The sequence below is a fragment of the Winogradskyella wichelsiae genome, from assembly GCF_013403925.1.
Classification (GTDB): Bacteria; Bacteroidota; Bacteroidia; order Flavobacteriales; family Flavobacteriaceae; genus Winogradskyella; species Winogradskyella wichelsiae.
In genome coordinates this window covers 75,833-97,384 of sequence record NZ_JABFDJ010000010.1, presented here as the reverse complement: position 1 = coordinate 97,384, position 21,552 = coordinate 75,833, and the positions used below count along the sequence as shown (strand labels likewise).

Sequence of the window (21,552 nt, the reverse complement as noted above, 5' to 3'; positions counted from 1 at the left end):
TTAACCTTATTCCTCTCTTTTGTTCTTTCTAATTATATAGCTTAAATTTAGTGTTTTTATTAAAATGCTAACTTAAGATGTATATAAAAAATAGCAGTTAAGAGCTAAACCCTAAATTCAGTTCTTATCTGCTATCTTTGTTAATAATCTGAAAAGAAGTAGCATTTTTATCTGCTACTTTTCATATACCAAACGTTGTACGTAATTTAAAAATATAACTATAAGAAAACAATGAACAATAATTCAGAATTTGAGTTTAAATCATATTTTCCAAATTATCAGTTGGAATTTTCATTCAAAAATTGGCTAGTTCAAGATGGCTGTTTTGTAAAAGAAGGAGAATATATTTATGAATATTCAAATTCTATAATCGTGAATTCACAATTAGCATTATTAGGAGCTAAACCTAATTACACTTTAACAAGGCATAAAGCGGAAAAAAGTGGTTATATAGATTTATACTTTACAAATAAACCTTTACATATTCCAAAAAATCAATTAATGTATGTAATTAGGGAAAAAGACAAAGAAAGAATAGATAGAAAATTCATTAATAAACCAACCATTATTATTGATGAATTTAACAACTCTAAAAAAATTATTTGGGAACGAGTTAGTTCTGATTTTCTAATTAGTCAAGGAATAAAATCTAAATCCGATGACTTTAAAACTGAATTAGTTTTCTGTTTCAATTATGAACAAAATAATGATTATTTAGTTTTTTATTTCGATCCCAAACAAATCAAACCAAAGCAAAATGACAAAATAAGTTTACTTTTCGAAAATGGAGAAATTATTGAATTAGTGTTAAAAAATAAACCGATTTTTTCTAAAAATGAATTAAATAATAAAATTTTAGTTTATAAAACCATAATAACAGAAAGTGAATTACATCTATTTTCAAATACGGACTTTAGAAAATGGAAATTAACTCTATCAAGTGGAGAAAGAGAAATATTAGGAGGTGAAATTGGAGGATATAAAAGTTATGAATCTAGAAGTAATCTAACTATTGCTATAAAGAAATATGCCAATGATTATATAGATGTAGTTCAAAGAACAATTCCTGAACATCAACCTTTAAAAATTAGACAAACATCAATTATTAATGAGGCAAAAAATAAATATTGTTTCGTTTACCTAATGAAAGATAGTACTAATAGTTATTATAAAATTGGGATTTCAAACCAACCAAAATATAGAGAGAGAACATTACAAAGTGAGAAACCCACAATCGAAATGATAATTGCAAAAAAGTTTCCTATTAGAAAAATAGCAGAAAGTTTTGAAAAGTCATTGCACGAAACATATGTTGAAAAAAGAGTGCGTGGAGAGTGGTTTGAACTTAATCAAATTGATGTCGAACATATAATTGAATCTTTAAAATAAAAAACTACGTACAACACCGTGTACAATTAATGGCTGGTTCTTCCCTACTTACGAATATTCCTGCAGAATCTTCACGGGTTCGTAAATGTTTACTAAATTAGTTACTTAATCACGCAACACTCGAGCACAGCGAACAGACGAAGTAAACCATTTACAAACACATTTTAATACCCAAAAACATTGAAAACTGAATGAAATTAAAGAATGTAAATTTGAAATTATCCTTTTTTGGAATATTAGTTTTAATGTTTTTGGTGTCTTGTAATAAATGAACAAAATTCTACAATTTAAGCTTGATTTCATTTAAAAATGTACTGTAATTATGTAACTCATAAGGAACATCGGCATTTTTTTCCATATCATGAAAATGATGTGTGGCTAATAATTCCATTCCTGTAAAAGCATTCATCTTATGAAATCCAAACATCACTCCCTCATCTACACTTCTTTGATCAAAAAATTCATTGTCTAAAGTAAAAGCCGTTTTAGGAGCATTCCAACTTGTAGTCAATATATATTTCTTGCCGTGCATTAAACCACCAGTACCATAATTAATGTCTGGATTCTTTCTACTTCTACCATCACTGGCATAAATACCGTTTTGATGACCTTCCGTAAAAACATCATCTATATATTTTTTAAACCCAAAAGGTATTTGAAACCACCAAATTGGTGTATGATAAATCACAATATCAGCCCATTTAAATTTTTCAACTTCGTCCTTAGTGTTATAATTATCACCTACTTGAGTATGTTTAACCTCAAACGCTTCAAACGAATCAAAATATGAAATAGTCGAACTAAAAAGTGTTTCGTTAAACCGTCCTCCTGAATGTGCAAATGGATGACTTCCATTAATTATAAATATATGTTTCATAAGTCTATTATTTTATTTTGGACAAAATTAAAACGATTAAACCTATTGTAAAAATAATACAAATCATACCTTTGTATAAATTTATTAATAGTTATGGTGAATTTAGAATGGTATAGAACGTTTAAAGAAATATATGAAAACGGAACTCTAACAAAAGCGTCCATAGCACTGTATGCCTCACAACCAGGTGTAAGTGTTCATTTAAATGCTTTAGAAGCCTATGTTGGTAAAAAACTATTTGAACGTACGTCGAGAAAAATGATTCCAACGGAAGACGGTAAATTTTTATATGAATACATTATTGAATCATTAAAAAAACTTGAGATTGCCGAACAGCATTTTAAAAAAACAACTCAAGAAAAGAATCCATCCTTAAATATTGGCATGTGCTCTGAAATGTTTCAATTGATTATTGAACCCGAAATTCCAAAATTAGACTTTGATTTAGTAGCCCGATTTGGGGCACATACAGATTTAATAAAAGACCTCAACAATGGTATTTTAGATTTAGTGATAACCCCTGAAAAACAGAATGAAAAAAAGTCATTAGTAGCATATGTGCCATTTTCAAAAGAAAGAATCGTTTTAATAGCAGGAACTAAAACAGATACAACAACAATACAAAAACATATTAAAGCAAAAGATCTCATTAAATTAGAGAATGAACTGCTTCAAAACATTTGGTATAGTTCCTCAAACGAAATGGAACATTTTAGGCGTTTTTGGTTTGATAATTTTAAGAAGAAACCCGCTTTCAAGCCCAACTATATTTTACCAAATCTTACATCTATTATCAGATGTTTAAACAATGGTAACGGATTAGCATTAGTTCCAGATTTTTTATGTCGAGAAGAAGTTTTAAGAAACGAAATAAATGTAGTTTGGGAAGGAAAAGTAAAAACGGAAAATACCTTATATTTTGCATCAAGATCAGATTTAAAATACAAAAAGGAATTAGATACAATTAAAAATATATTTACCTCAAAAATGAAATAAACGCGCTATGGTATCTAATTTAGCACTATTCTTACCAACTTCAAAAAATCTTCGCGGAATATTCTAGTTTGTAATTATTTACTAAATTAACGGCACAACCACGTAACATCCAAGCGCAGTGAACAGCCCCAGTAAACCATACACAAATAAGTTAGTAAACACATGAGCCAAACGTTATGAGAATATTTAAAAAAGCATTGAAATGGTTTATATATTTCTTAATCATTCCTACCGCTTATAGTATGGTCGCTTTAATTCTAACTGCAATAACAGTTGACCGAAAAGTAAGTGATGAAAAACTTAATAAAGTGGTTTACTTGACAACAAACGGAGTTCATTTAGATATTGTAATTCCAAAAAAAAATATGGACACTCTATTATTGAATGGAATACATCAAAACGAAAATGAACAATATTTGTCTTTTGGTTGGGGTGATGAAAACTTCTATATAAATACGCCAACTTGGGGAGATTTAACGTTTAAAAACGCCATTACAGCTATGTTTTTGAAAAGTTCTACATTAATGCACGTAACACGATATCAAAATAAACGTACAGATTGGATTGAAATAAAAGTGACAGAATCTGAATTACAAAAATTGAATTTTTATCTGTTAAATACATTTGAGACAAACGAAAACGGAATGAAAATCAGTCTTGAGAATAAAGGTTATACTTCAACAGATGATTTTTATAAATCAAAAGGAAGTTATTCTTGCTTTAAGACTTGTAACAGTTGGGTAAATATCGGATTTAAGGAAAGTGGATTAAAGTCTTGTTTATGGACACCTTTCGATTTTGGATTAATGAATAAGTATCAATAAAACACGTTTGCTAAATCCGTGTAGAATTAATGGCTTTGGTCGTTACTTACTTGGAAAATACCTTCGATTTTTTTAGTGATTGTTTTTCTTTACTAAATGAGTTGCCCTAACACCCCCCCTAGCCCAGCCAACAAACGAAGTAAACCCACTACACAAAAACGTAATAAAATAGCATCTAACAAACAACAATAGTTAAGCGTTTGTCTTGTTAGCAAATTTAAAAATGACGAGACAGCGAAAAACGACACCTAATCAATTGAAAAATAATGACTAAGAGTTTCAATTTATAGGTATTAGTAATATAAAATAACCGAAATTTGTGTGAGTAGATAGCGAGCTAACTTATTTATAATTAAGCTAGTCGTTAGGATATAATTAGAGTCTTAAAAAATTGAAATATGCGTTTACATACAAGCTGCCACCTAAAGTTTGAGATTTTTGAGCCTACCCCATTTATTCTCATGTTAAGGCCACGCAGTGGTAGCCAACAATGGGTAGAAAGAGAGGAATATAAAATAACGCCAAGTACACCGGTCTTTGAATTCACGGACAATTATGGCAATCTGTGTCAACGCTTAATTGCCCAACCTGGAATATTCTCAATTTCTACGTCTTCAGAGGTTATAACCTCTAATTTTATAGATCAAGGCTTTGGTGCTCCATTTATTGAAATCCAGAATTTACCAGACTCCGTGCTAAGTTATCTATTACCAAGCAGGTACTGTGAGTCAGATCGTTTTAATGAAATGAGTGCAACAATTACCGAAGGCCAATTAATGGGCTACAACCAAGTGTCTGCAATTACAAATTGGTTACGCCGAAACATTGAGTATCTGCCTGGCAGTAATAATCAACCCTTATCAGCCATTCAAGTTAATGATAGACAGTTTGGTGTATGTAGAGATTTGGCCCACTTAGGTATTGCACTTTGCCGTAGTTTAAGCATCCCAGCGCGTATTGTTGTTGGTTATTTACACAACTTGGAACCAATGGATATGCACGCTTGGTTTGAGGCATATATTGGTAACCGGTGGTATACGTTTGATGCCACTCAAGTAGGCTCTCCAGGAGGTTATGTTATTCTTGGTTTTGGTCGCGATGCTGCCGATGTTGCTATTTTTAATCAATTTGGCGCTTTGGTGAATCCAATAGAGTATCTTGTTAAAGTTGAACAGCACCTTTAATCTAAATGGGAAAAGTAACGTAACGATTAGAGGGAAACAATAGAACAAACGATAATAGAAGTCAAGATAGATTTTATAGATTTCGCAAAAATAATAAGCTGCACAATAATGTGTATAATTTATGGCTTGTTTTAAGCCTACTTACGCACATTCCTTTGGAATATTGCTTCGCCAGTTCGCTGCGCTCGGGTCTATCTGTGATTTATTTGCTAACTTAGTTCCTTAAATCTCGTAGCTAAACATACATAACAACGTTAGCATACATATGAAAAAAGGCATTCTAAATATGAAATTTACTCCATCTCAACTAATGGCGGTGTCAAGAAAACTTGAAACGAAAGCAGCCTTAGATTATACTGCACATGAGACATTAAATAAAGCACATGTAAATCTCAAAGGCATACAAATGGCTTTTGAGGCTACTAAATTTCAAATAGAATTAATTAACGCAAACATACATTAGACATAGTTCAGCTTATATCCTGTTTAATTTGCGAGATATGGGCTATAAAATCTGTTTTATAACGAGTTAGCAACAACCTAAAAAACGAAGATAATCTTAAATGAAATCAAATAAATCAACAGCAATTTTGTTAGGCCTGTTATCCGCTTTATTTTTTGCAGTAACTTTTGTATTAAATAGATTAATGTCAGTTGAGGGTGGACATTGGATTTGGAGTTCTTCGCTTCGTTTCTTTTGGATGATTCCTTTCCTTTTGGTTTTAGTGCTTTTAAAAAAAAACCTAAAACCGTTACTACTCGAAATGAAAAAGAACCCTTGGCAATGGATGCTTTGGAGTACAATAGGTTTTGGAGTCTTTTATGCACCTTTGACTTTTGCAGCTGCTTATGGACCTTCTTGGCTCGTAGCAAGTACTTGGCAAATTACAATTGTAGCGGGAATGTTAATATCGCCAATTATTAATAAAACGAGCTTCAAGAAAACCATATCACTGCAAGCACTTCTTTTTTCATTAATAATATTGTTAGGAATATTAATTATGCAAATAAGTCAAGCTAAATCTATTTCTACAAATGAACTCTTACTTGGAACAATCCCTGTTTTAATCGCAGCTTTTGCCTATCCTTTAGGTAATCGAAAAATGATGCAGGTTACTAACGGAAAACTAAACGCAATTCAAAGAACATTAGGAATGACGTTAGGAAGTTTACCTTTTTGGATATTATTATCGATTTATGGAATTACTATAAATGAAATACCTAATGAACAACAAGTTTATCAAACATTGATAGTAGCTATATGTTCAGGCGTTATTGCTACTGTATTGTTTTTTATGGCAACAGATAAAGTTCAAAAAGATGAGAAAGCCTTGGCTTCTGTAGAAGCGACGCAATCGGCTGAAGTTCTATTCGCTCTTGTTGGAGAAATCATTATATTAAAAATTCATTTACCAGATATTTACTCAATTATAGGAATTGTTTTGGTAATTATTGGAATGTTGTTACATAGTTTTAAAAAAGAAAAGGCAGTTGCCAACAATGTATAAAAATAATAGCGGTTTAATCGCTAAAACGACATACAGTAAATACAAAAAAGGTCTATGTTTAACCGAAAAGTTAGTGAGTGAAAATACGCTACTATTCTTATACTAGACCGTTGGCATTCATTGAGCAGAACCGTTGAAAATAAAATTTATGAGTAATTTAAAAGACATTAAATCAAAAATTGAATAATATGTGAATGACTCAAATCTGACTGAATTACAAATTGTTGCGAAACTCGAAAAATACTACTTTAACAAAAAAGTAGATGAAAATTTAAAGTGGTATAAAGAGAAAAGTGGGTAAAATAACAAAAGACCTAAAAATCTCACCACGAAAATTTTATGGAATTATGGAAAAGAAAAATATTGAACATAAGAAATATAAAAAAGAAGGATTTAAAACAAAACGTTTGACTTTTAGCTCGTTTGCGGAATCGGAAACTGAACTGAATAGCAAAACCCAAATGGATTGCGGAATTTAGCCAGTTGCAGAATTATTCGCTCAATCAGAATTATTAAAGTTTGCGGAATAAATCATCAACCAAATTTAATAGCAAAATGAACAAAAAAACTAAAACAATAATAATTGGAGGCTTAATTGGAGGAATAGCTTATGCTAGTATTATGGCTGGATTTGATTATTCCGACGGACTAGATTTTAGAATTTGGAGATTTATATTAAATGCAATAATATTTGGAACATTTATGGCAATAATGAATATAAACAACATTAAAAAACAAACAGAAGAAAATAAAAATAACGAATAGTAAAAACAACAAAATGCCTACAAAGTAATGTGGCTCAAAATAAAGTAAAACAAAGTCACAATCGCTTAAACCCTACAAACATTTCAAAACCGCAATACCCACACTATCTTTAGCATTTAAGACATATAAAGCACCAGCCACCTCTTGGTAAAACCGCACACCAAGCACACATAGCGCAGTACCAATCCCACTAGGCACAGTAGCAGGTTCTAAAGTCAAAGTAGAATCAGCATAAGAACGATCTAAAACCAAAGGAGGAGCCAAATGCAAGGCATAATTCAAATGGTTAAAATCAAAATCCAAAACACCATAAGTCAGTGCTATATGAGTAGCACCATCCGCAAAGCCTACCTGCGCAATATCAAAATCAGTAAGTGTCAATGCAAAATCACTACTAGAAACATCTAACGTAAAGGGCAACACCTGCCGTACAACGCACCCTGGTGTATAGTTAAACTGTTGTAATAACTGAAGCCCATGCGCCTGCCCTATCCCTTCAGCAACACAGCGTTCCCCACGCTTATGTGTCGTATCCAAAGCCTTTATACGCGTAAACAAGCCCATCAAACGACTATGAAAATGCGTAAACTTATGTCCCTTATAAAACGGATTCAAAGCAAATCTAAACGCTTTATTCACCGCAGAACAATGCCCAAACTCATTGGCATTTTCGCGAACGCGTTCCATACTAGCCTTCGTTTTTATCGCTTTTCTAGTAAACCCACCACCCGCTTTTCGTGCAATCGGTTTACCATTCAAATAATAAAAATTAATACCATTTAACGTCCCTACTAAAGGGATAATTCCGGTCTGTTGTGCCATAGCATCACATTTTAAGTTAAACACCTACAATACAGCAATATACAAAAAATTATAATACAGGTTATAGCGTGGTTATAGCATGCTTATAAAATGCTTAAAACAAGCTTATAGCATCTTAGTTGTCAAATGAGACCTAAGCATACAACTTATAGTAATAAAAAATCGATTTATTGACTTAAGTCAAATAATCTGACTTTAGACAGTATTAGTTTTGCATATCAATAATAAAAACAAAAATGGTACTTACAGAAATAGAGACGTTAACAACATTTAATAAAGACAGTCAACAACGCTTAGAAAAAGCCCTAATACACCTACAAAACGGAAATGGAATAATCCTTATGGATGATGAAGACAGAGAAAATGAAGGAGATTTAATATTCTCTGCGCATCACATGACGAATAAGCAAATGGCACTCATGATTAGAAAATGCAGTGGCATTGTCTGTCTTTGCTTACCGAATAAAAAAGCAGATGCGTTAGAATTACCGTATATGGTCAAAGAAAACACCAGCAGTTACCAAACCCCTTTTACCATTTCAATTGAAGCAAAGGAAGGCGTTACTACAGGGGTTTCTGCTAAAGATAGGCTAACAACCATAAAAGCGGCTTGTAAAGAAAATGCGACAAGCAACGACTTAGCAAAACCAGGTCATATCTTTCCTTTAAGAGCGAAAAACAATGGTGTTTTTGAAAGACAAGGTCATACGGAAGGCAGCGTAGATTTAATGAAATTAGCAGGCTTACAACCAGAAGCTGTCCTGTGCGAATTAATGAACGATGATGGAACCATGGCAAAAATGGACACCATTTTAGACTTTGCAGATGAACATAATTTAATGGTACTATCTATTCAAGATATTATTCATTATCGTAAATTTGTAAGAGACTACAAATAGATGACAGACACTATAGAACTCACTAATTTCATAAAAAAGAATATAAATATTGATGATGAAGATTTAACAATCGTGTTGTCTTATTTTAAAACAATTAAAAAAAAGAAAAACGACATTTTGCTGTCCCATGGGAAAAATAGTCAGGTGAGTTATTTCGTAAACAAAGGCTGTTTAAGGCTTTTTTACATCAATGAAGAAGGAAAAGACGTCACACGTTACATCGCCTTTGAAAATCAATTTGCGACAGAACTAGTAAGTTTCATCACCAATGAACCTGCACAAGAAACAATTCAAGTTATTGAAAACAGTGAACTTCTTTACATCACACACGATGATTTTAGACATCTTATGACCATTGTTCCTAAATGGAAAGATTTTTATAACATCTATTTAGAAAAAGCTTATGTCAATAATGCGAAGAGATTAATCTCTTTTACAACACTAGATGCAGCAGAAAGATACAAGCAATTATTCAAGATAAACCCAAACATTGTGAAACGTTTACCAAACAAAATTGTAGCGTCTTATATCAATATATCACATGAAACATTAAGTAGAATCAAGTCTAAAATCTGACAATAAAAAGGAAATGTCATTGGAGAAAACTAAGTACACCGTACAACATTTCAATTAATAAAAAACGGTGAGTACACTCCCCTAACTCTAAGCTACATGAAACCATCACATCATCAGCATTACGCCATTAAAGATACCACGCGTTCACCACAAGCGCATTGGTTAGCGCACTTATTAAGTGGCAACTATAAACTACCCGGATTAGAAGGCAAACGAGGGGCTTTATTTGCAAATGCCGTGTTAGAAAAATATATTGAAGAGGAAGAAAAATACGATAATTTTGAATTAACATCTGGATCAAACAGAAGTCTTAGAACGTTATCTTCTGGTGAACAAAAAAAAGCATTGCTATCTTATCTATTACAGCAAAACCCAGATTTCATCGTCTTAAATAATCCTTATGAAACCTTAGACAAAGCCTCTGTGTCTGAATTAAAACAGCAATTAATAGCCTTGTCTAAAGACATGCCTATCGTCTTAATTTTTAACAGACAGGATGATGTATTACCTGTAATTACCCATATTATTACTTTTGAAAAAGCGGAACTTAGAGCGGTGGTGCCCATTGAAGACTATACTTTTCAAAAAAGTGCGTTTGTTTTTGATAAAGACATCCCTTCGGCGATAACAACGTACACCAATATTCCAGAAGTGCTCGTAGAACTCAAGAATGTAAATGTGACTTATGAAGATCGTTCCATTCTAAAAGATATCAACTGGACCATTAAAAAAAAGGAATTTTGGCATTTAATTGGCCCAAATGGATCTGGTAAAACAACCTTACTCTCTATGATTTATGGGAATAATTCCAAAGCTTATGGTCAAGACCTATATCTCTTTGGCAAGAAAAAAGGCAGTGGGGAAAGTGTTTGGGATATCAAACAGAAAATCGGCTATATTAGTCCTGCGATGTTAGAGTTATTTAAACGAAGCTATACCATAGAGCATATGATTCTGTCTGGCTTTTTTGATAGCATTGGTTTATACCAAACACCATCTACCGCACAAATACATACGGCAGCTCAATGGATAGACGTCTTAAATTTAAGTAAAGAAAAGAACACCTCTTTCCTTAAGGTATCACCTGCTGTTCAACGCTTAATATTAATAGCAAGAGCAATGATTAAGCATCCACCTTTATTGATTTTAGATGAACCCTTAATTAATGTTGATGATGACGGTAGAGCACTTATTTCGGCTTTAATAAACAAAATCGCCAACGAAAGTGAGACCAGTATTTTGTTTGTTGCCCATCGTGATGAGGCTAACATTAACCCTGATTTTATCTATGAGCTTCACCCTTCTCCACAAGGGTCTGTAGGTATTCAGAAATAACCTATAGCGCGGTTTTGGGGCGCCAATGTGTTACCCCAATGAGGTATGTCAGTGAAACAGGTGGTTTTGCAGAATCAAATATTATTTTTTCTGCCAATAATTTAGAGTTTTATGCTCACGAATTGACTCACATATACGCTCAAAAACGTTTTCCGACAATTCCCAGATTACTCGATGAAGGATTTGCAATGCTTGTAGGAGGAAGTGGAGTTTTTGATTATAAATTTCATAGAGAAAATGTAATTAAATATCTTGAAGAAAGCTCTGATGTAAATTTTAGTAATTACACAGAGCCTTATGAGAGACTGTATATTTATGAAGAAACTTCAATGCCTTATATGGTTGGTGCCCTTCTTTGTGAACTCATCTTAAAAGACTACGGAAAAGAAAAACTTTTTGAATTATTTGACAGTGACGAAGACCTTTGGGTAAATTTAAATAAGATAGGTATTACGAAAGAAAATTTGGATTACAAACTAAAGTTCGTGCTAAAGAACGATGCTCAGCAGCCAATATAATTAAGTACTCACTCAATCTTATTAACTAAACTCCACACTAATTTCACTTAGCGGTATACCTCTGCGCCAGCCAATGGTATATTTACTATCCCAAAATCGCAGTAATCTCTGTAAAGTCTTTTTCTTCCGCATAATCTAGAGCCGTTTTACCATCAGTATCATTAATGGTAGCATCTGCTTTATGTTCCAATAATAATTTTACAATATCAATTTTATTGTATTGCGTTGCAAAAATTAATGCTGTAGTTCCCTGGTTATTAACAGCATTTACATCTGCTCCATTGGCCAATAGCGTTGTTGCTAAAGATGTATTCCCTTTAAAACTCACACCAATTAAGGCCGTATTTCCTGAGGCATCTTTTGCATTAATATCTGCATTATTTTCAATAAGAACTTGTGTCGCTTCTTCATTATCAAAATAAGTTGCTAAAATAAGAGGTGTAAATCCACGAGTATCTTGACTGTTTACTAATTGTGGGTTAATACACATTAAAGCTTTTAATCTGTCTTTATCCCCAACTTTTATGGCTTCAAAAAAAACATCGGTATCTTTTTTCATTTTTAGAAATTTTAAAATTTTTAAAATAAAAAGGAATGCACATCAAGTCCATTCCTTTTTATATCAATGTTTAATATATATTAAATATCAAAACGATTAGCATTCATAACTTTAGTCCAAGCGGCAACGAAATCTGTTACAAATCGCTCTTTACTATCGTCTTGTGCATATAGTTCTGAATAAGCACGTAAAATAGAATTAGAACCAAATACTAAATCGATACGGGTTGCTGTATACTTCACTTCACCTGTATGACGGTTTTTAATTTGGTAAGTTCCGTCTTTTTGAGATTTCCATTCGTAAACCATGTCTGTAAGATTTACAAAGAAATCATTCGTTAATGCACCTTCATTTTCTGTAAATACACCATGTTTTGTTCCTCCAAAGTTGGTTCCTATAACACGCATTCCTCCAACTAAAACCGTCATTTCTGCAGCTGTTAGACCTAGTAATTGTGTTTTATCTAGTAGCATTTCTTCTGGACTTACCACATATTCTTTTTTCTGATAGTTTCTGTAACCATCAGCAAGTGGCTCTAAAGATTCAAAAGATTCTACGTCGGTCATTTCTTGTGTAGCATCTCCTCTACCTGAAGTATAAGGTACACTAATATTCATACCTGAATTTTTAATAGCTTTTTCTACTCCAACATTACCAGCTAATACAATCGTATCTGCTACACTAATATTGAATTCAGCAGCAATAGGTTCTAAAACCTCTAGTACTTTTTGTAATTGTGTAGGCTCGTTAGCTTCCCAAGCATTTTGAGGGGCTAAACGAATACGTGCTCCATTTGTTCCGCCTCTAAAATCCGATCCTCTATATGTTCTTGCACTATCCCAAGCAGTAGAAACTAATTCTGAAATACTTAAATCTGTACTTGCAATTTTAGCTTTAACAGCATCTACATTATAGTCGTTATTTCCCTTTGGAATTGGATCTTGCCAAATTAAATCTTCTTGCGGTACATCTGGTCCAAACCAACGGTCTTTTGGCCCTAAATCACGGTGTGTCAATTTAAACCAAGCACGTGCGAAAGCATCTGAAAACGCATCAAAATCGTCTTTAAATTTTAATGAAATCTCGTTATAAATCGGATCCATTCTCATGGCCATATCTGCATCGGTCATCATTGGATTCAATCGTGTTGTTAAATCCTCAACATCTACAGGTTTATCTTCTTCTTTTATACTTACAGGTTCCCACTGTGTAGCTCCTGCAGGACTTTTACGTAATTCCCACTCATGGTTATATAACATTTCGAAAAAACCATTATCCCATTTTGTTGGATGTGTTGTCCATGCTCCTTCTAAACCACTAGTAACAGTATATCTACCTTTACCAGATTTTGTTGGGTTAGACCAACCTAAACCTTGCTCATCAACATCTGCACTTTCTGGATCTGCTCCTAAAATACTTGCATCTCCATTTCCGTGTGTTTTACCAACCGTATGACCACCAGCTGTTAAAGCAACAGTTTCCTCATCATTCATAGCCATACGCTTGAATGTTTCTCTAATTTGTAATGCCGTTTTTAATGGATCTGATTTGCCATTTACACCTTCTGGGTTCACATAAATTAACCCCATTTGTACAGATGCTAATGGATTTTCCATAGTATCTGGTTTATCAACATTATCATAACGCTCATCACTTGGTGCTAACCATTCTTTTTCTGCTCCCCAATACACATCCTTTTCTGGGTGCCAAATATCTGTACGTCCAAATGCAAAACCATAAGATTTTAGACCCATATTTTCATAAGCAATGGTTCCGGCAAGGATTATTAAATCTGCCCAACTTACCTTATTACCATATTTTTTCTTAATAGGCCACAATAAACGTCTCGCCTTATCCAAACTAACATTATCTGGCCAAGAATTTAACGGAGCAAAACGCTGGTTTCCTGTTCCACCGCCTCCACGGCCATCTGCTAATCTATAAGAACCTGCAGAATGCCATGCCATTCTAATCATTAATCCTCCATAGTGTCCCCAATCTGCAGGCCACCAATCTTGAGAATCGGTCATAAATTCATGTACATCTTTTTTAAGAGCCTCAACATCTAATTTTTTTAATTCTTCTTGATAATCGAAATCAGCACCTAACGGATTTGTTTTAGAATCCTGTTGGTGTAAAATATCTAAATTTAAGGTGTTTGGCCACCAATCGGTTACCGATGTTTCTGTAGTTGTAATTGCACCTTGCATAAAAGGACATTTACCTGATCCCGATCCACCATGTGGATTTAATTCTTGATTTTCCGCATGTATTGATTCAGCAGAATTAGTAGTTGAGTTTTCCATATTTCTTAATTTTTATTTTAATTTTTTATAAAAATATAAAATATTAGCACTAAATTTTATTTTATTTTATTTTATTATTTAATATTACCATAACTAAAAACTATTGCTTATAAAAAATCGATAGCTAATACGAATCAATACAGAAATTGTTTGAAAATATATTCAAAAAATTTCGTACCTTTTAATTATCAACTAATATCTATACCTATGAGCACTACAGAATATATTAAAGTCTATTACGGAAATTTTATTTTAGTTACACGCGTTAAAGACGAATTGGAACATGAAGGTATTGTTCCTATTATTAAGGACGAAAGCGAATCACAACGTTTAGCTGGTTACGCATCAATGAATCAAGGTTTTCAAGAAGTCTTTGTTCATAACGATGAGTTAGACAAAGCGATGACCATTGTAAACCGAGTTAAAGCAGAAATGGAAGCGTCTTAAATTAGAGCTAAGACAAGACTAAAACTTTAATGTATTACAATGTTGATTTATACTTTTTCACGAGTTAATCATTATTAAACAAAAAATGCTGGTATTTTAAAATACCAGCATTTTTTTATATTATAAAGTAGGGTGCTTATAAAGCGACTCCATACATCTTTTCACGTTGTTCTTTTATCTTCTTATCGCCCATATATTCATCAAACGTCATGTAACGATCAATAACTCCATTAGGTGTTAGCTCTATAATTCGGTTACCAACAGTTTGTGCAAACTCATGATCATGCGTTGTTAACATAATAGTTCCCTTAAAGTTTGTAAGTGAATTATTAAACGCTGTAATACTTTCTAAATCCAAGTGGTTTGTTGGTTCGTCTAATTGTAAAACGTTAGCTCTTGTCATCATCATTCGGCTTAACATACAACGTACTTTTTCACCTCCAGATAACACATCAGATGTTTTCAACGCTTCTTCACCACTAAAAATCATCTTTCCAAGGAAGCCTCTAATATTTACTTCTTCGCGTTCCTCTTCTGTTTGTGCCCATTGACGCAACCAATCGACCAACGATAATTTATTATTAAAAAACTCACTGTTATCTAATGGTAAATACGATTGTGTTGTAGTAACTCCCCAATCAAATTGACCTGCATCAGCTTGTTCTTTTCCATTTAATATCTGATAGAAAGCTGTTGTTGCCCTAGAATCCTTAGAATACACAACGACTTTATCTCCTTTATTTAAGTTGATATCGATGTCTTTAAAAAGTACATCGTTTTCTAAACTTGCAGCTAAACCTTGCACATTTAAAATCTGATCTCCTGCTTCACGATCGCGTTCAAAAATAATAGCTGGATAACGACGACTAGAGCGTTTAATATCAGAAATATTCAACTTTTCTATCATTTTCTTTCTACTCGTTGCCTGCTTAGATTTTGCAACGTTAGCAGAGAAACGACGAATAAAGTCTTCTAATTCTTTCTTCTTTTCTTCAGCTTTTTTATTCTGTTGTGCATGTTGTCTTGCTGCTAACTGAGAAGACTCGTACCAGAATGTATAGTTACCAGAGAAATGATTGATTTTTCCGAAGTCAATATCAGAAATATGTGTACAAACTGAATCTAAAAAGTGTCTATCGTGAGAAACCACAATAACACAATTTTCATAATTTGCTAAGAAATTCTCTAACCAAGAAATTGTTTCGTAATCCAAGTCATTGGTAGGCTCATCCATGATTAATAAATCAGGATTTCCAAATAAAGCTTGTGCTAATAATACACGTACTTTTTGCTTACCATCTAAATCTTTCATTAAAGTATAATGGTAATCTTCCTTAATTCCTAAGTTAGATAACATGGCAGCAGCATCACTATCTGCATTCCAACCGTTCATTTCTTCAAACTGTACTTGAAGTTCTCCTATTTTCTCTGCATTTGCATCGGTATAATCGGCGTAAAGCGCATCAATTTGAGACTTCAATTTATATAGAGGTTTATTTCCCTTTAAAATTGTTTCAAGAACTGTATCTTCATCATGTAAGTTGTGATTCTGCTCTAAAACAGACATACGTTTACCTGGCTCTAAATGAACGCTACCCGCTGTTGGGTCCATTTTCCCTGCTATAATCTTTAAAAATGTTGATTTACCGGCACCATTGGCACCAATAATTCCGTAGCAATTACCATTATTAAAGGTGGTGCTTACTTCATCAAAAAGTATGCGTTTTCCGAATTGAACCGAAAGATTAGAAACTGATAACATGTCTTAATATTTTAATCTGTTAACCCTTATATACTAAAGGTGAATTTTTGAGAATGCAAAAGTAGAAAATTAAACGCACAATCTATTCATTTAGGTAATTAGGAATCTTAAAAAAACTTTAAATGTTTAAATTATTGATGATTATATTAATATTTAACGAGGTATTAACAGCTGTTGCGCAAAGCTTCTTCTATTTTTGTTAGCCTAACTATTATTAAATGTTCATGCTAAATCTACGTATAGTTTTTACTATAGTCCTTATGTCTACTCTATTTGGTTGCCAATTTAAAGGAGCTAATACCAGTGACTATGCATACATTGGTGGCGAAATTATAAACCCTAAAAATAACGATGTTATACTTTATAATACTAAGGGACAAATTATAGATTCGCTTACATTAGATAAAAATAACCGGTTTATATTTAAAATAGACAACCTTCACCCTGGATTACACTCTATTACACATGGCGGAGAATACCAAATGCTGTTATTAGAGCCAAATGATAGTATTATGATGCGCTTAAATACTTACGACTTCGATGAGTCTTTAGTTTTTACGGGCAATGGTGCAAAAAAAAATAATTATCTTTTAAAAACTTATATTTCTAACGAAAAAGAAGCCAAACAATTAGTAAGGTATGCTAAAATGGAACCTGAGGCTTTTAATATATTTGTAGAAAAGCGAAGACTGAAGCAATTATCAGATTTTCAAAAATTCTTAAATAATAATGACGAATCTGAGTTTTTTAAATCGATTATAGAAGCTAATATTAATTACAATACGTATGCTGATAAAGAGATTTATCCTTTTGCCTATTTCGGAAATAATAAACTAATTCACATTAAAGATCTTCCTAATGACTTCTTTTCACATCGAAAAAACATTGATTATAATGCGAGTCATTTAAGTCGTTTTTTTGCTTACAATAGGTTTTTATTTTCTCACATAGATAATTTAGCTATTGATAGTTATTATGAGAATCACGCTTATCACAGCAAATTTAATAGACATGCTCTAGGTTATAATAAATCTAAGTTAGATTTAATAGATAGTATTATAACAGACCCAATAATAAAAAATAATTTACTTAAATATAAAGCCCGTGAATATATTAGTTATAATCACACTGAAGAGGAGGCTAATGAGTTGCTTGACTATTATTTAGCAAAAAGCACTAACGAAGAAGACAAATTATATATGAATGACTTAGTGTCTTCATTAAAATTATTACGTCAAGGTAATCCGCTACCCAATATCTCAATTGTTAATTACAATGATACCGAACATTTTATAAATTCTATAATTACTAAGCCAACCATCATTTATTTTTGGTCCTCTAATTCTAAGTCTCAATATAGAAATAGCCATTATATGGTAGATAAATTGAAATCTAAATTTCCACAAACAGATTTTATATCTATCAATGTAAATGACAATAATGATCGGTTTTGGAAGAATATTATCGATAATTACAAGTTCCCTACAATTAACGAATTTAAGTTTAAGAACTCAAAAATAGCACGTAAGACACTTGCTGTAAATTACTTAAACAAGTGTATTATTGTAGATCAAAACGGCATAATATTACATTCTAATGCTAACATCTTTAATTCAGAATTCGACCAAACGTTTGAAGAATTATTACAAAAAAAGCATCTTATTGTAAAACAAGATGCTCTTTAATAATATTTTAGAAATTTAATTAATTTCCTTTTTTATAATCTGCCAAGAATTTTTCTAAACCACTATCTGTTAATGGATGTCTAAGCAATCCTGTAATTGAGCTTAAAGGTCCTGTCATTACATCAGCTCCTAATTTCGCACAGTCAATAACATGCATTGTATGACGTACAGATGCTGCTAATATTTGAGTTTCAAAGGCGTAGTTGTCATAAATATGTCGAATCTCTGCGATAAGATTTAAACCATCTGTAGAAATATCGTCTAAACGCCCAATAAAAGGTGAAACATAAGTTGCCCCAGCTTTTGCTGCTAATAATGCTTGACCTGCTGAAAATACTAAAGTTAAATTAGTTCTAATTCCTCTATCAGAAAAATACTTACAAGCTTTAATACCGTCTTTAATCATTGGTAATTTAACGACAATCTGATCATGCAATTCTGCTAAGGCTTCACCTTCTCTTACCATACCTTCAAAATCTGTAGCTATAACTTCTGCAGACACATCACCTTCGACAATATTACAGATTTCAACATAATGTTTCATTATATTGTCTGTCCCTGTAATGCCTTCTTTAGCCATTAATGATGGGTTTGTAGTAACTCCATCTAAAATACCCATATCTTGAGCATCTTTAATCTGCTCTAAGTTTGCAGTATCAATAAAAAATTTCATAAAACTTATTTTAAGTTGTTGTGTTTTAGTTGTGGTAAATTTACAACTTTAACCCGATCAATACAATGTGTAAATTATAATTTATAATGATTCATTAACATCTTCTCGTAGACCGAATCTGGAAGAACTCGTTTTAAAATAATAGAGAATTTTTGAAGAAAAGCTCCCACCTTATAATGTATCTTAGGGTTTTTAGCTTCAATAATTTTATAAATAGCTTCCGCCATTTCCTTAGGGTCACCACCACTATCTACGTGTTCATCCATAAGGCTTAATGTTTTTCCGTAAGTCTCCTTATAAGGAGAATCATCTAAAGCAGGCGCATGATAACGCCCCGCAGCAATATTAGTTGCAAAATCACCAGGCGCAACATTAGACATGTTTATATTAAAGGCTTTCAATTCCATTCTAAAAGCTTCGGTAATTAACTCTAAAGCGCCTTTACTAGCACTATAAATACCTCGATAAGGTAACCCCATGTAACCAGCAATCGAAGTTACATTGATAATAAGACCCGAATTTTGCTTTCTCATCGTTGGTAAAACTGCCTTTGTAACATTAATCGGTCCAAAAAGATTGGTTTCAAAATTACGCTTAATCTCTTCATCTGGGATCTCTTCAATTGGTCCTGTAATTCCTGCACCCGCATTATTTATGAGTACATCTATTTTAGACTCGACCTTTAAAACTTCAGCAACACAAGCAGAAATAGTGTCGAGTTTAGCAACATCTAAAGCTACAATAGGAAATTTGCTATTTGGATAATTATTAGGGTTTCTACTTGTACCGTAAACTTTAAACCCTTTTGTTTGAAGAAATTCGCCAACAGATTTTCCGATTCCAGAAGAACCGCCTGTTATTAATACAACTTTAGACATACTATTTTATAAATTATAATTTCGAAAATACAACTTCTGAAATTAGTAGAACATTCGGTAAAACCTAAACCTTAGTTAGAACATCTATAAACTGAAAAAATCTCGATTCGCCGAGGCTTTCAAGATTTGAGTTTAGGGTACAAAAAAAGGCAAGCTACCTACATCACACCGCTACGACCATTTACCTTTGCTGCGTTCCCGCCCTGGAGGATTCAACAGGAGCTGGTTGTGTAGGACTTGCCAGCCGCAAAGGTACAATCTTTTTACACTATCAGCCAAATAAAACATCAAAAAATATAGAACAAAATCCATCTTAAATCTAAATCACTACAGTATAGAAAGTTGCAATACATATTTACTTTCAAACCTGAAAAATATTAAACTAAATTGCACAAAGACTGCTCTTCTAGCTTTATTATTTTTTTTTGAAATCGAAATTTTAGTTTTAAAAATTGATTTTAGTAATGATTTTAAACTGAATTTAATTTAATAACTTGCTACAAATTCTATCAACCATGATGCATATCTATAAATATTTCATTCTTATACCTTTAAGTATCCTACTAACAAACTGTGGTGATACAAATGGCTCTAAAAAATCGAGTTTATCTATAAATATAGATGCCAAATCTTTAATGTTAGGAGATACATTGAATCTTTCCATCAATGATCCTCAAAAACAAGAGATCACTAAGGTAAGCTATGAATTAAATGGCAAGTCTATTGATAAGAACAGTATTTTAACTAACATTACGTTAGGTCAAAAAGAAATTACAGCCAAAGTAACTTTAGGAGATAAAATAGAGACCCTTACTAAAAGTGTCCAGATTTTTAATAACGTCATTCCTTCCTATTATAAATATGAGGTCGTTAACACCTACCCTCACGATATTACATCTTATACGCAAGGTTTAGAATTTTATAATGGTGAATTATATGAAAGTACAGGTCAAAAAACAGAATCTAAACTTAGAAAAGTAAATTTTGAAACAGGAGAGGTATTAAAAAACTTAGATTTAGAAGATCAATATTTTGGAGAAGGTTTAACCATTTTAAATGATAAAATCTATCAATTAACATGGCAAGCTAAAAGAGGGTTTGTTTATGATGTAAATACTTTTGAAAAATTAAGCACTTTTAATTACGGAACAAGTAAAGAAGGCTGGGGAATTTGTAATGATGGAGAAACACTTTATAAATCAGATGGTACTGAAAAAATCTATCTTTTAAATCCAGAAAACTTAAGCGAAAAAGGCCATATTGAAGTATATACTGAAAAAGGGAAAATTCCTAATTTAAATGAAATGGAATGGATTGATGGCAAAATTTTCGCTAATATTTACCAAAAAAATGGTGTTTTAATTATAAACCCAAAAACGGGAGGTGTTGAAGGAGTTATTGATTTTAAACCTCTAAGAAAACTAGTTACACAACACCCAGAATTAGATGTATTAAACGGTATTGCTTATCACCCAGAACGTAAAACCATTTTTGTAACAGGGAAAAACTGGGATAAGGTTTTTGAAGTTAAAATAAAGAAACAATAATT

At 32.4% G+C, this 21,552-nt stretch carries 21 protein-coding genes and 1 other RNA gene; 14 read left to right on the top strand and 8 right to left on the bottom strand.

What is annotated here, in order from left to right; all coding sequences use genetic code 11:
- Positions 1-231: 231 nt before the first annotated feature.
- Positions 232-1,389, top strand: a complete 1,158-nt coding sequence (locus HM985_RS16600) for a GIY-YIG nuclease family protein (RefSeq protein WP_179377333.1) — start codon at positions 232-234, stop codon at positions 1,387-1,389.
- Between the two features lie 280 nt (positions 1,390-1,669).
- On the opposite strand, the gene HM985_RS16595 is transcribed toward HM985_RS16600, so the two are convergent.
- Entirely contained in the window at positions 1,670-2,266 is a 597-nt protein-coding gene (locus HM985_RS16595) for an NAD(P)H-dependent oxidoreductase (protein ID WP_179377332.1), read from the bottom strand.
- Positions 2,267-2,359: 93 nt separating this feature from the next.
- On the opposite strand from HM985_RS16595, the gene HM985_RS16590 reads away from it, so the two are divergent.
- The 6 genes from HM985_RS16590 to HM985_RS16565 all read left to right on the top strand — a co-directional run bounded on the left by HM985_RS16590 (position 2,360) and on the right by HM985_RS16565 (position 7,543).
- Positions 2,360-3,262, top strand: a complete 903-nt coding sequence (locus HM985_RS16590; protein ID WP_179339041.1) for a LysR family transcriptional regulator — start codon at positions 2,360-2,362, stop codon at positions 3,260-3,262.
- A 176-nt stretch (positions 3,263-3,438) separates the two neighbouring features.
- Positions 3,439-4,086 carry a DUF2459 domain-containing protein gene (locus tag HM985_RS16585; protein WP_179377331.1) on the top strand — a complete coding sequence of 216 codons (648 nt, stop codon included), beginning with the start codon at positions 3,439-3,441 and terminating at the stop codon, positions 4,084-4,086.
- Positions 4,087-4,547: 461 nt separating this feature from the next.
- Positions 4,548-5,270 carry a transglutaminase domain-containing protein gene (locus HM985_RS16580; RefSeq protein WP_218843435.1) on the top strand — a complete coding sequence of 241 codons (723 nt, stop codon included), beginning with the start codon at positions 4,548-4,550 and terminating at the stop codon, positions 5,268-5,270.
- A gap of 286 nt (positions 5,271-5,556) precedes the next feature.
- Positions 5,557-5,733: a hypothetical protein gene (locus HM985_RS16575; RefSeq protein ID WP_179377329.1), complete on the top strand. Its 177-nt coding sequence runs from the start codon at positions 5,557-5,559 to the stop codon at positions 5,731-5,733.
- Between the two features lie 100 nt (positions 5,734-5,833).
- A complete protein-coding gene (locus tag HM985_RS16570) occupies positions 5,834-6,778 on the top strand; it encodes a DMT family transporter (RefSeq protein ID WP_179377328.1) in 945 nt (314 codons plus the stop codon).
- Between the two features lie 555 nt (positions 6,779-7,333).
- Positions 7,334-7,543: a hypothetical protein gene (locus HM985_RS16565; RefSeq protein WP_179377327.1), complete on the top strand. Its 210-nt coding sequence runs from the start codon at positions 7,334-7,336 to the stop codon at positions 7,541-7,543.
- Positions 7,544-7,615: 72 nt separating this feature from the next.
- On the opposite strand, the gene HM985_RS16560 is transcribed toward HM985_RS16565, so the two are convergent.
- The gene (locus HM985_RS16560) at positions 7,616-8,365 is read right to left on the bottom strand and encodes a hypothetical protein (protein ID WP_179377326.1); all 750 of its coding nucleotides are present in this window, start codon (positions 8,363-8,365) and stop codon (positions 7,616-7,618) included.
- Positions 8,366-8,601: 236 nt separating this feature from the next.
- Between HM985_RS16560 and ribB the strand changes: the two genes are divergently transcribed.
- From ribB to HM985_RS16540, 4 genes are all read left to right on the top strand, one after another.
- Positions 8,602-9,264, top strand: coding sequence for a 3,4-dihydroxy-2-butanone-4-phosphate synthase (gene ribB, locus HM985_RS16555; protein ID WP_179377325.1), 663 nt, complete (start codon positions 8,602-8,604; stop codon positions 9,262-9,264).
- Positions 9,265-9,840 carry a Crp/Fnr family transcriptional regulator gene (locus HM985_RS16550; RefSeq protein WP_179377324.1) on the top strand — a complete coding sequence of 192 codons (576 nt, stop codon included), beginning with the start codon at positions 9,265-9,267 and terminating at the stop codon, positions 9,838-9,840. It begins immediately after the preceding gene.
- 96 nt (positions 9,841-9,936) lie between these two features.
- Positions 9,937-11,175: an ATP-binding cassette domain-containing protein gene (locus HM985_RS16545; protein ID WP_179377323.1), complete on the top strand. Its 1,239-nt coding sequence runs from the start codon at positions 9,937-9,939 to the stop codon at positions 11,173-11,175.
- Between the two features lie 38 nt (positions 11,176-11,213).
- Positions 11,214-11,693, top strand: coding sequence for a hypothetical protein (locus HM985_RS16540; RefSeq protein ID WP_179377322.1), 480 nt, complete (start codon positions 11,214-11,216; stop codon positions 11,691-11,693).
- Positions 11,694-11,778: 85 nt separating this feature from the next.
- Here the strand turns inward: HM985_RS16540 and HM985_RS16535 are convergent, their stop codons facing one another.
- Together HM985_RS16535 and katG are read right to left on the bottom strand one after the other, a co-directional pair.
- Positions 11,779-12,252: an ankyrin repeat domain-containing protein gene (locus HM985_RS16535; protein WP_179377321.1), complete on the bottom strand. Its 474-nt coding sequence runs from the start codon at positions 12,250-12,252 to the stop codon at positions 11,779-11,781.
- Between the two features lie 80 nt (positions 12,253-12,332).
- Positions 12,333-14,558, bottom strand: a complete 2,226-nt coding sequence (gene katG / locus HM985_RS16530; protein ID WP_179377320.1) for a catalase/peroxidase HPI — start codon at positions 14,556-14,558, stop codon at positions 12,333-12,335.
- A gap of 207 nt (positions 14,559-14,765) precedes the next feature.
- Between katG and HM985_RS16525 the strand changes: the two genes are divergently transcribed.
- Positions 14,766-15,005, top strand: a complete 240-nt coding sequence (locus HM985_RS16525; protein ID WP_179377319.1) for a putative signal transducing protein — start codon at positions 14,766-14,768, stop codon at positions 15,003-15,005.
- Positions 15,006-15,141: 136 nt separating this feature from the next.
- On the opposite strand, the gene HM985_RS16520 is transcribed toward HM985_RS16525, so the two are convergent.
- Positions 15,142-16,767 carry an ABC-F family ATP-binding cassette domain-containing protein gene (locus HM985_RS16520; protein WP_179377318.1) on the bottom strand — a complete coding sequence of 542 codons (1,626 nt, stop codon included), beginning with the start codon at positions 16,765-16,767 and terminating at the stop codon, positions 15,142-15,144.
- Positions 16,768-17,027: 260 nt separating this feature from the next.
- Here HM985_RS16520 and HM985_RS16515 point away from each other — a divergent pair, with 260 nt between their 5' ends.
- The gene (locus HM985_RS16515) at positions 17,028-18,452 is read left to right on the top strand and encodes a TlpA family protein disulfide reductase (RefSeq protein WP_179377317.1); all 1,425 of its coding nucleotides are present in this window, start codon (positions 17,028-17,030) and stop codon (positions 18,450-18,452) included.
- A gap of 19 nt (positions 18,453-18,471) precedes the next feature.
- Here HM985_RS16515 and fsa read toward each other — a convergent pair whose 3' ends face one another.
- The 3 genes from fsa to ffs all read right to left on the bottom strand — a co-directional run bounded on the left by fsa (position 18,472) and on the right by ffs (position 20,246).
- Entirely contained in the window at positions 18,472-19,125 is a 654-nt protein-coding gene (fsa, locus tag HM985_RS16510) for a fructose-6-phosphate aldolase (protein WP_179377316.1), read from the bottom strand.
- A gap of 74 nt (positions 19,126-19,199) precedes the next feature.
- Positions 19,200-20,003, bottom strand: a complete 804-nt coding sequence (locus HM985_RS16505) for an SDR family oxidoreductase (protein WP_179377315.1) — start codon at positions 20,001-20,003, stop codon at positions 19,200-19,202.
- Between the two features lie 144 nt (positions 20,004-20,147).
- Positions 20,148-20,246: signal recognition particle sRNA small type (ffs, locus tag HM985_RS16500), an RNA gene on the bottom strand.
- Between the two features lie 272 nt (positions 20,247-20,518).
- Here ffs and HM985_RS16495 point away from each other — a divergent pair.
- Positions 20,519-21,550: a glutaminyl-peptide cyclotransferase gene (locus tag HM985_RS16495; RefSeq protein ID WP_317167145.1), complete on the top strand. Its 1,032-nt coding sequence runs from the start codon at positions 20,519-20,521 to the stop codon at positions 21,548-21,550.
- The last annotated feature ends 2 nt before the right edge of the window (positions 21,551-21,552 follow it).

Excerpts from the sequence above, each read along its gene's own strand:
- HM985_RS16600 (WP_179377333.1), top strand. The coding sequence starts at position 232 with ATGAACAATAATTCAGAATTTGAGTTTAAATCATATTTTCCAAATTAT.
- HM985_RS16595 (WP_179377332.1), bottom strand. The coding sequence starts at position 2,266 with ATGAAACATATATTTATAATTAATGGAAGTCATCCATTTGCACATTCA.
- HM985_RS16590 (WP_179339041.1), top strand. The coding sequence starts at position 2,360 with ATGGTGAATTTAGAATGGTATAGAACGTTTAAAGAAATATATGAAAAC.
- HM985_RS16585 (WP_179377331.1), top strand. The coding sequence starts at position 3,439 with ATGAGAATATTTAAAAAAGCATTGAAATGGTTTATATATTTCTTAATC.
- HM985_RS16580 (WP_218843435.1), top strand. The coding sequence starts at position 4,548 with ATGTTAAGGCCACGCAGTGGTAGCCAACAATGGGTAGAAAGAGAGGAA.
- HM985_RS16575 (WP_179377329.1), top strand. The coding sequence starts at position 5,557 with ATGAAATTTACTCCATCTCAACTAATGGCGGTGTCAAGAAAACTTGAA.
- HM985_RS16570 (WP_179377328.1), top strand. The coding sequence starts at position 5,834 with ATGAAATCAAATAAATCAACAGCAATTTTGTTAGGCCTGTTATCCGCT.
- HM985_RS16565 (WP_179377327.1), top strand. The coding sequence starts at position 7,334 with ATGAACAAAAAAACTAAAACAATAATAATTGGAGGCTTAATTGGAGGA.
- HM985_RS16560 (WP_179377326.1), bottom strand. The coding sequence starts at position 8,365 with ATGGCACAACAGACCGGAATTATCCCTTTAGTAGGGACGTTAAATGGT.
- ribB (WP_179377325.1), top strand. The coding sequence starts at position 8,602 with ATGGTACTTACAGAAATAGAGACGTTAACAACATTTAATAAAGACAGT.
- HM985_RS16550 (WP_179377324.1), top strand. The coding sequence starts at position 9,265 with ATGACAGACACTATAGAACTCACTAATTTCATAAAAAAGAATATAAAT.
- HM985_RS16545 (WP_179377323.1), top strand. The coding sequence starts at position 9,937 with ATGAAACCATCACATCATCAGCATTACGCCATTAAAGATACCACGCGT.
- HM985_RS16540 (WP_179377322.1), top strand. The coding sequence starts at position 11,214 with ATGAGGTATGTCAGTGAAACAGGTGGTTTTGCAGAATCAAATATTATT.
- HM985_RS16535 (WP_179377321.1), bottom strand. The coding sequence starts at position 12,252 with ATGAAAAAAGATACCGATGTTTTTTTTGAAGCCATAAAAGTTGGGGAT.
- katG (WP_179377320.1), bottom strand. The coding sequence starts at position 14,558 with ATGGAAAACTCAACTACTAATTCTGCTGAATCAATACATGCGGAAAAT.
- HM985_RS16525 (WP_179377319.1), top strand. The coding sequence starts at position 14,766 with ATGAGCACTACAGAATATATTAAAGTCTATTACGGAAATTTTATTTTA.
- HM985_RS16520 (WP_179377318.1), bottom strand. The coding sequence starts at position 16,767 with ATGTTATCAGTTTCTAATCTTTCGGTTCAATTCGGAAAACGCATACTT.
- HM985_RS16515 (WP_179377317.1), top strand. The coding sequence starts at position 17,028 with ATGTCTACTCTATTTGGTTGCCAATTTAAAGGAGCTAATACCAGTGAC.
- fsa (WP_179377316.1), bottom strand. The coding sequence starts at position 19,125 with ATGAAATTTTTTATTGATACTGCAAACTTAGAGCAGATTAAAGATGCT.
- HM985_RS16505 (WP_179377315.1), bottom strand. The coding sequence starts at position 20,003 with ATGTCTAAAGTTGTATTAATAACAGGCGGTTCTTCTGGAATCGGAAAA.
- HM985_RS16495 (WP_317167145.1), top strand. The coding sequence starts at position 20,519 with ATGATGCATATCTATAAATATTTCATTCTTATACCTTTAAGTATCCTA.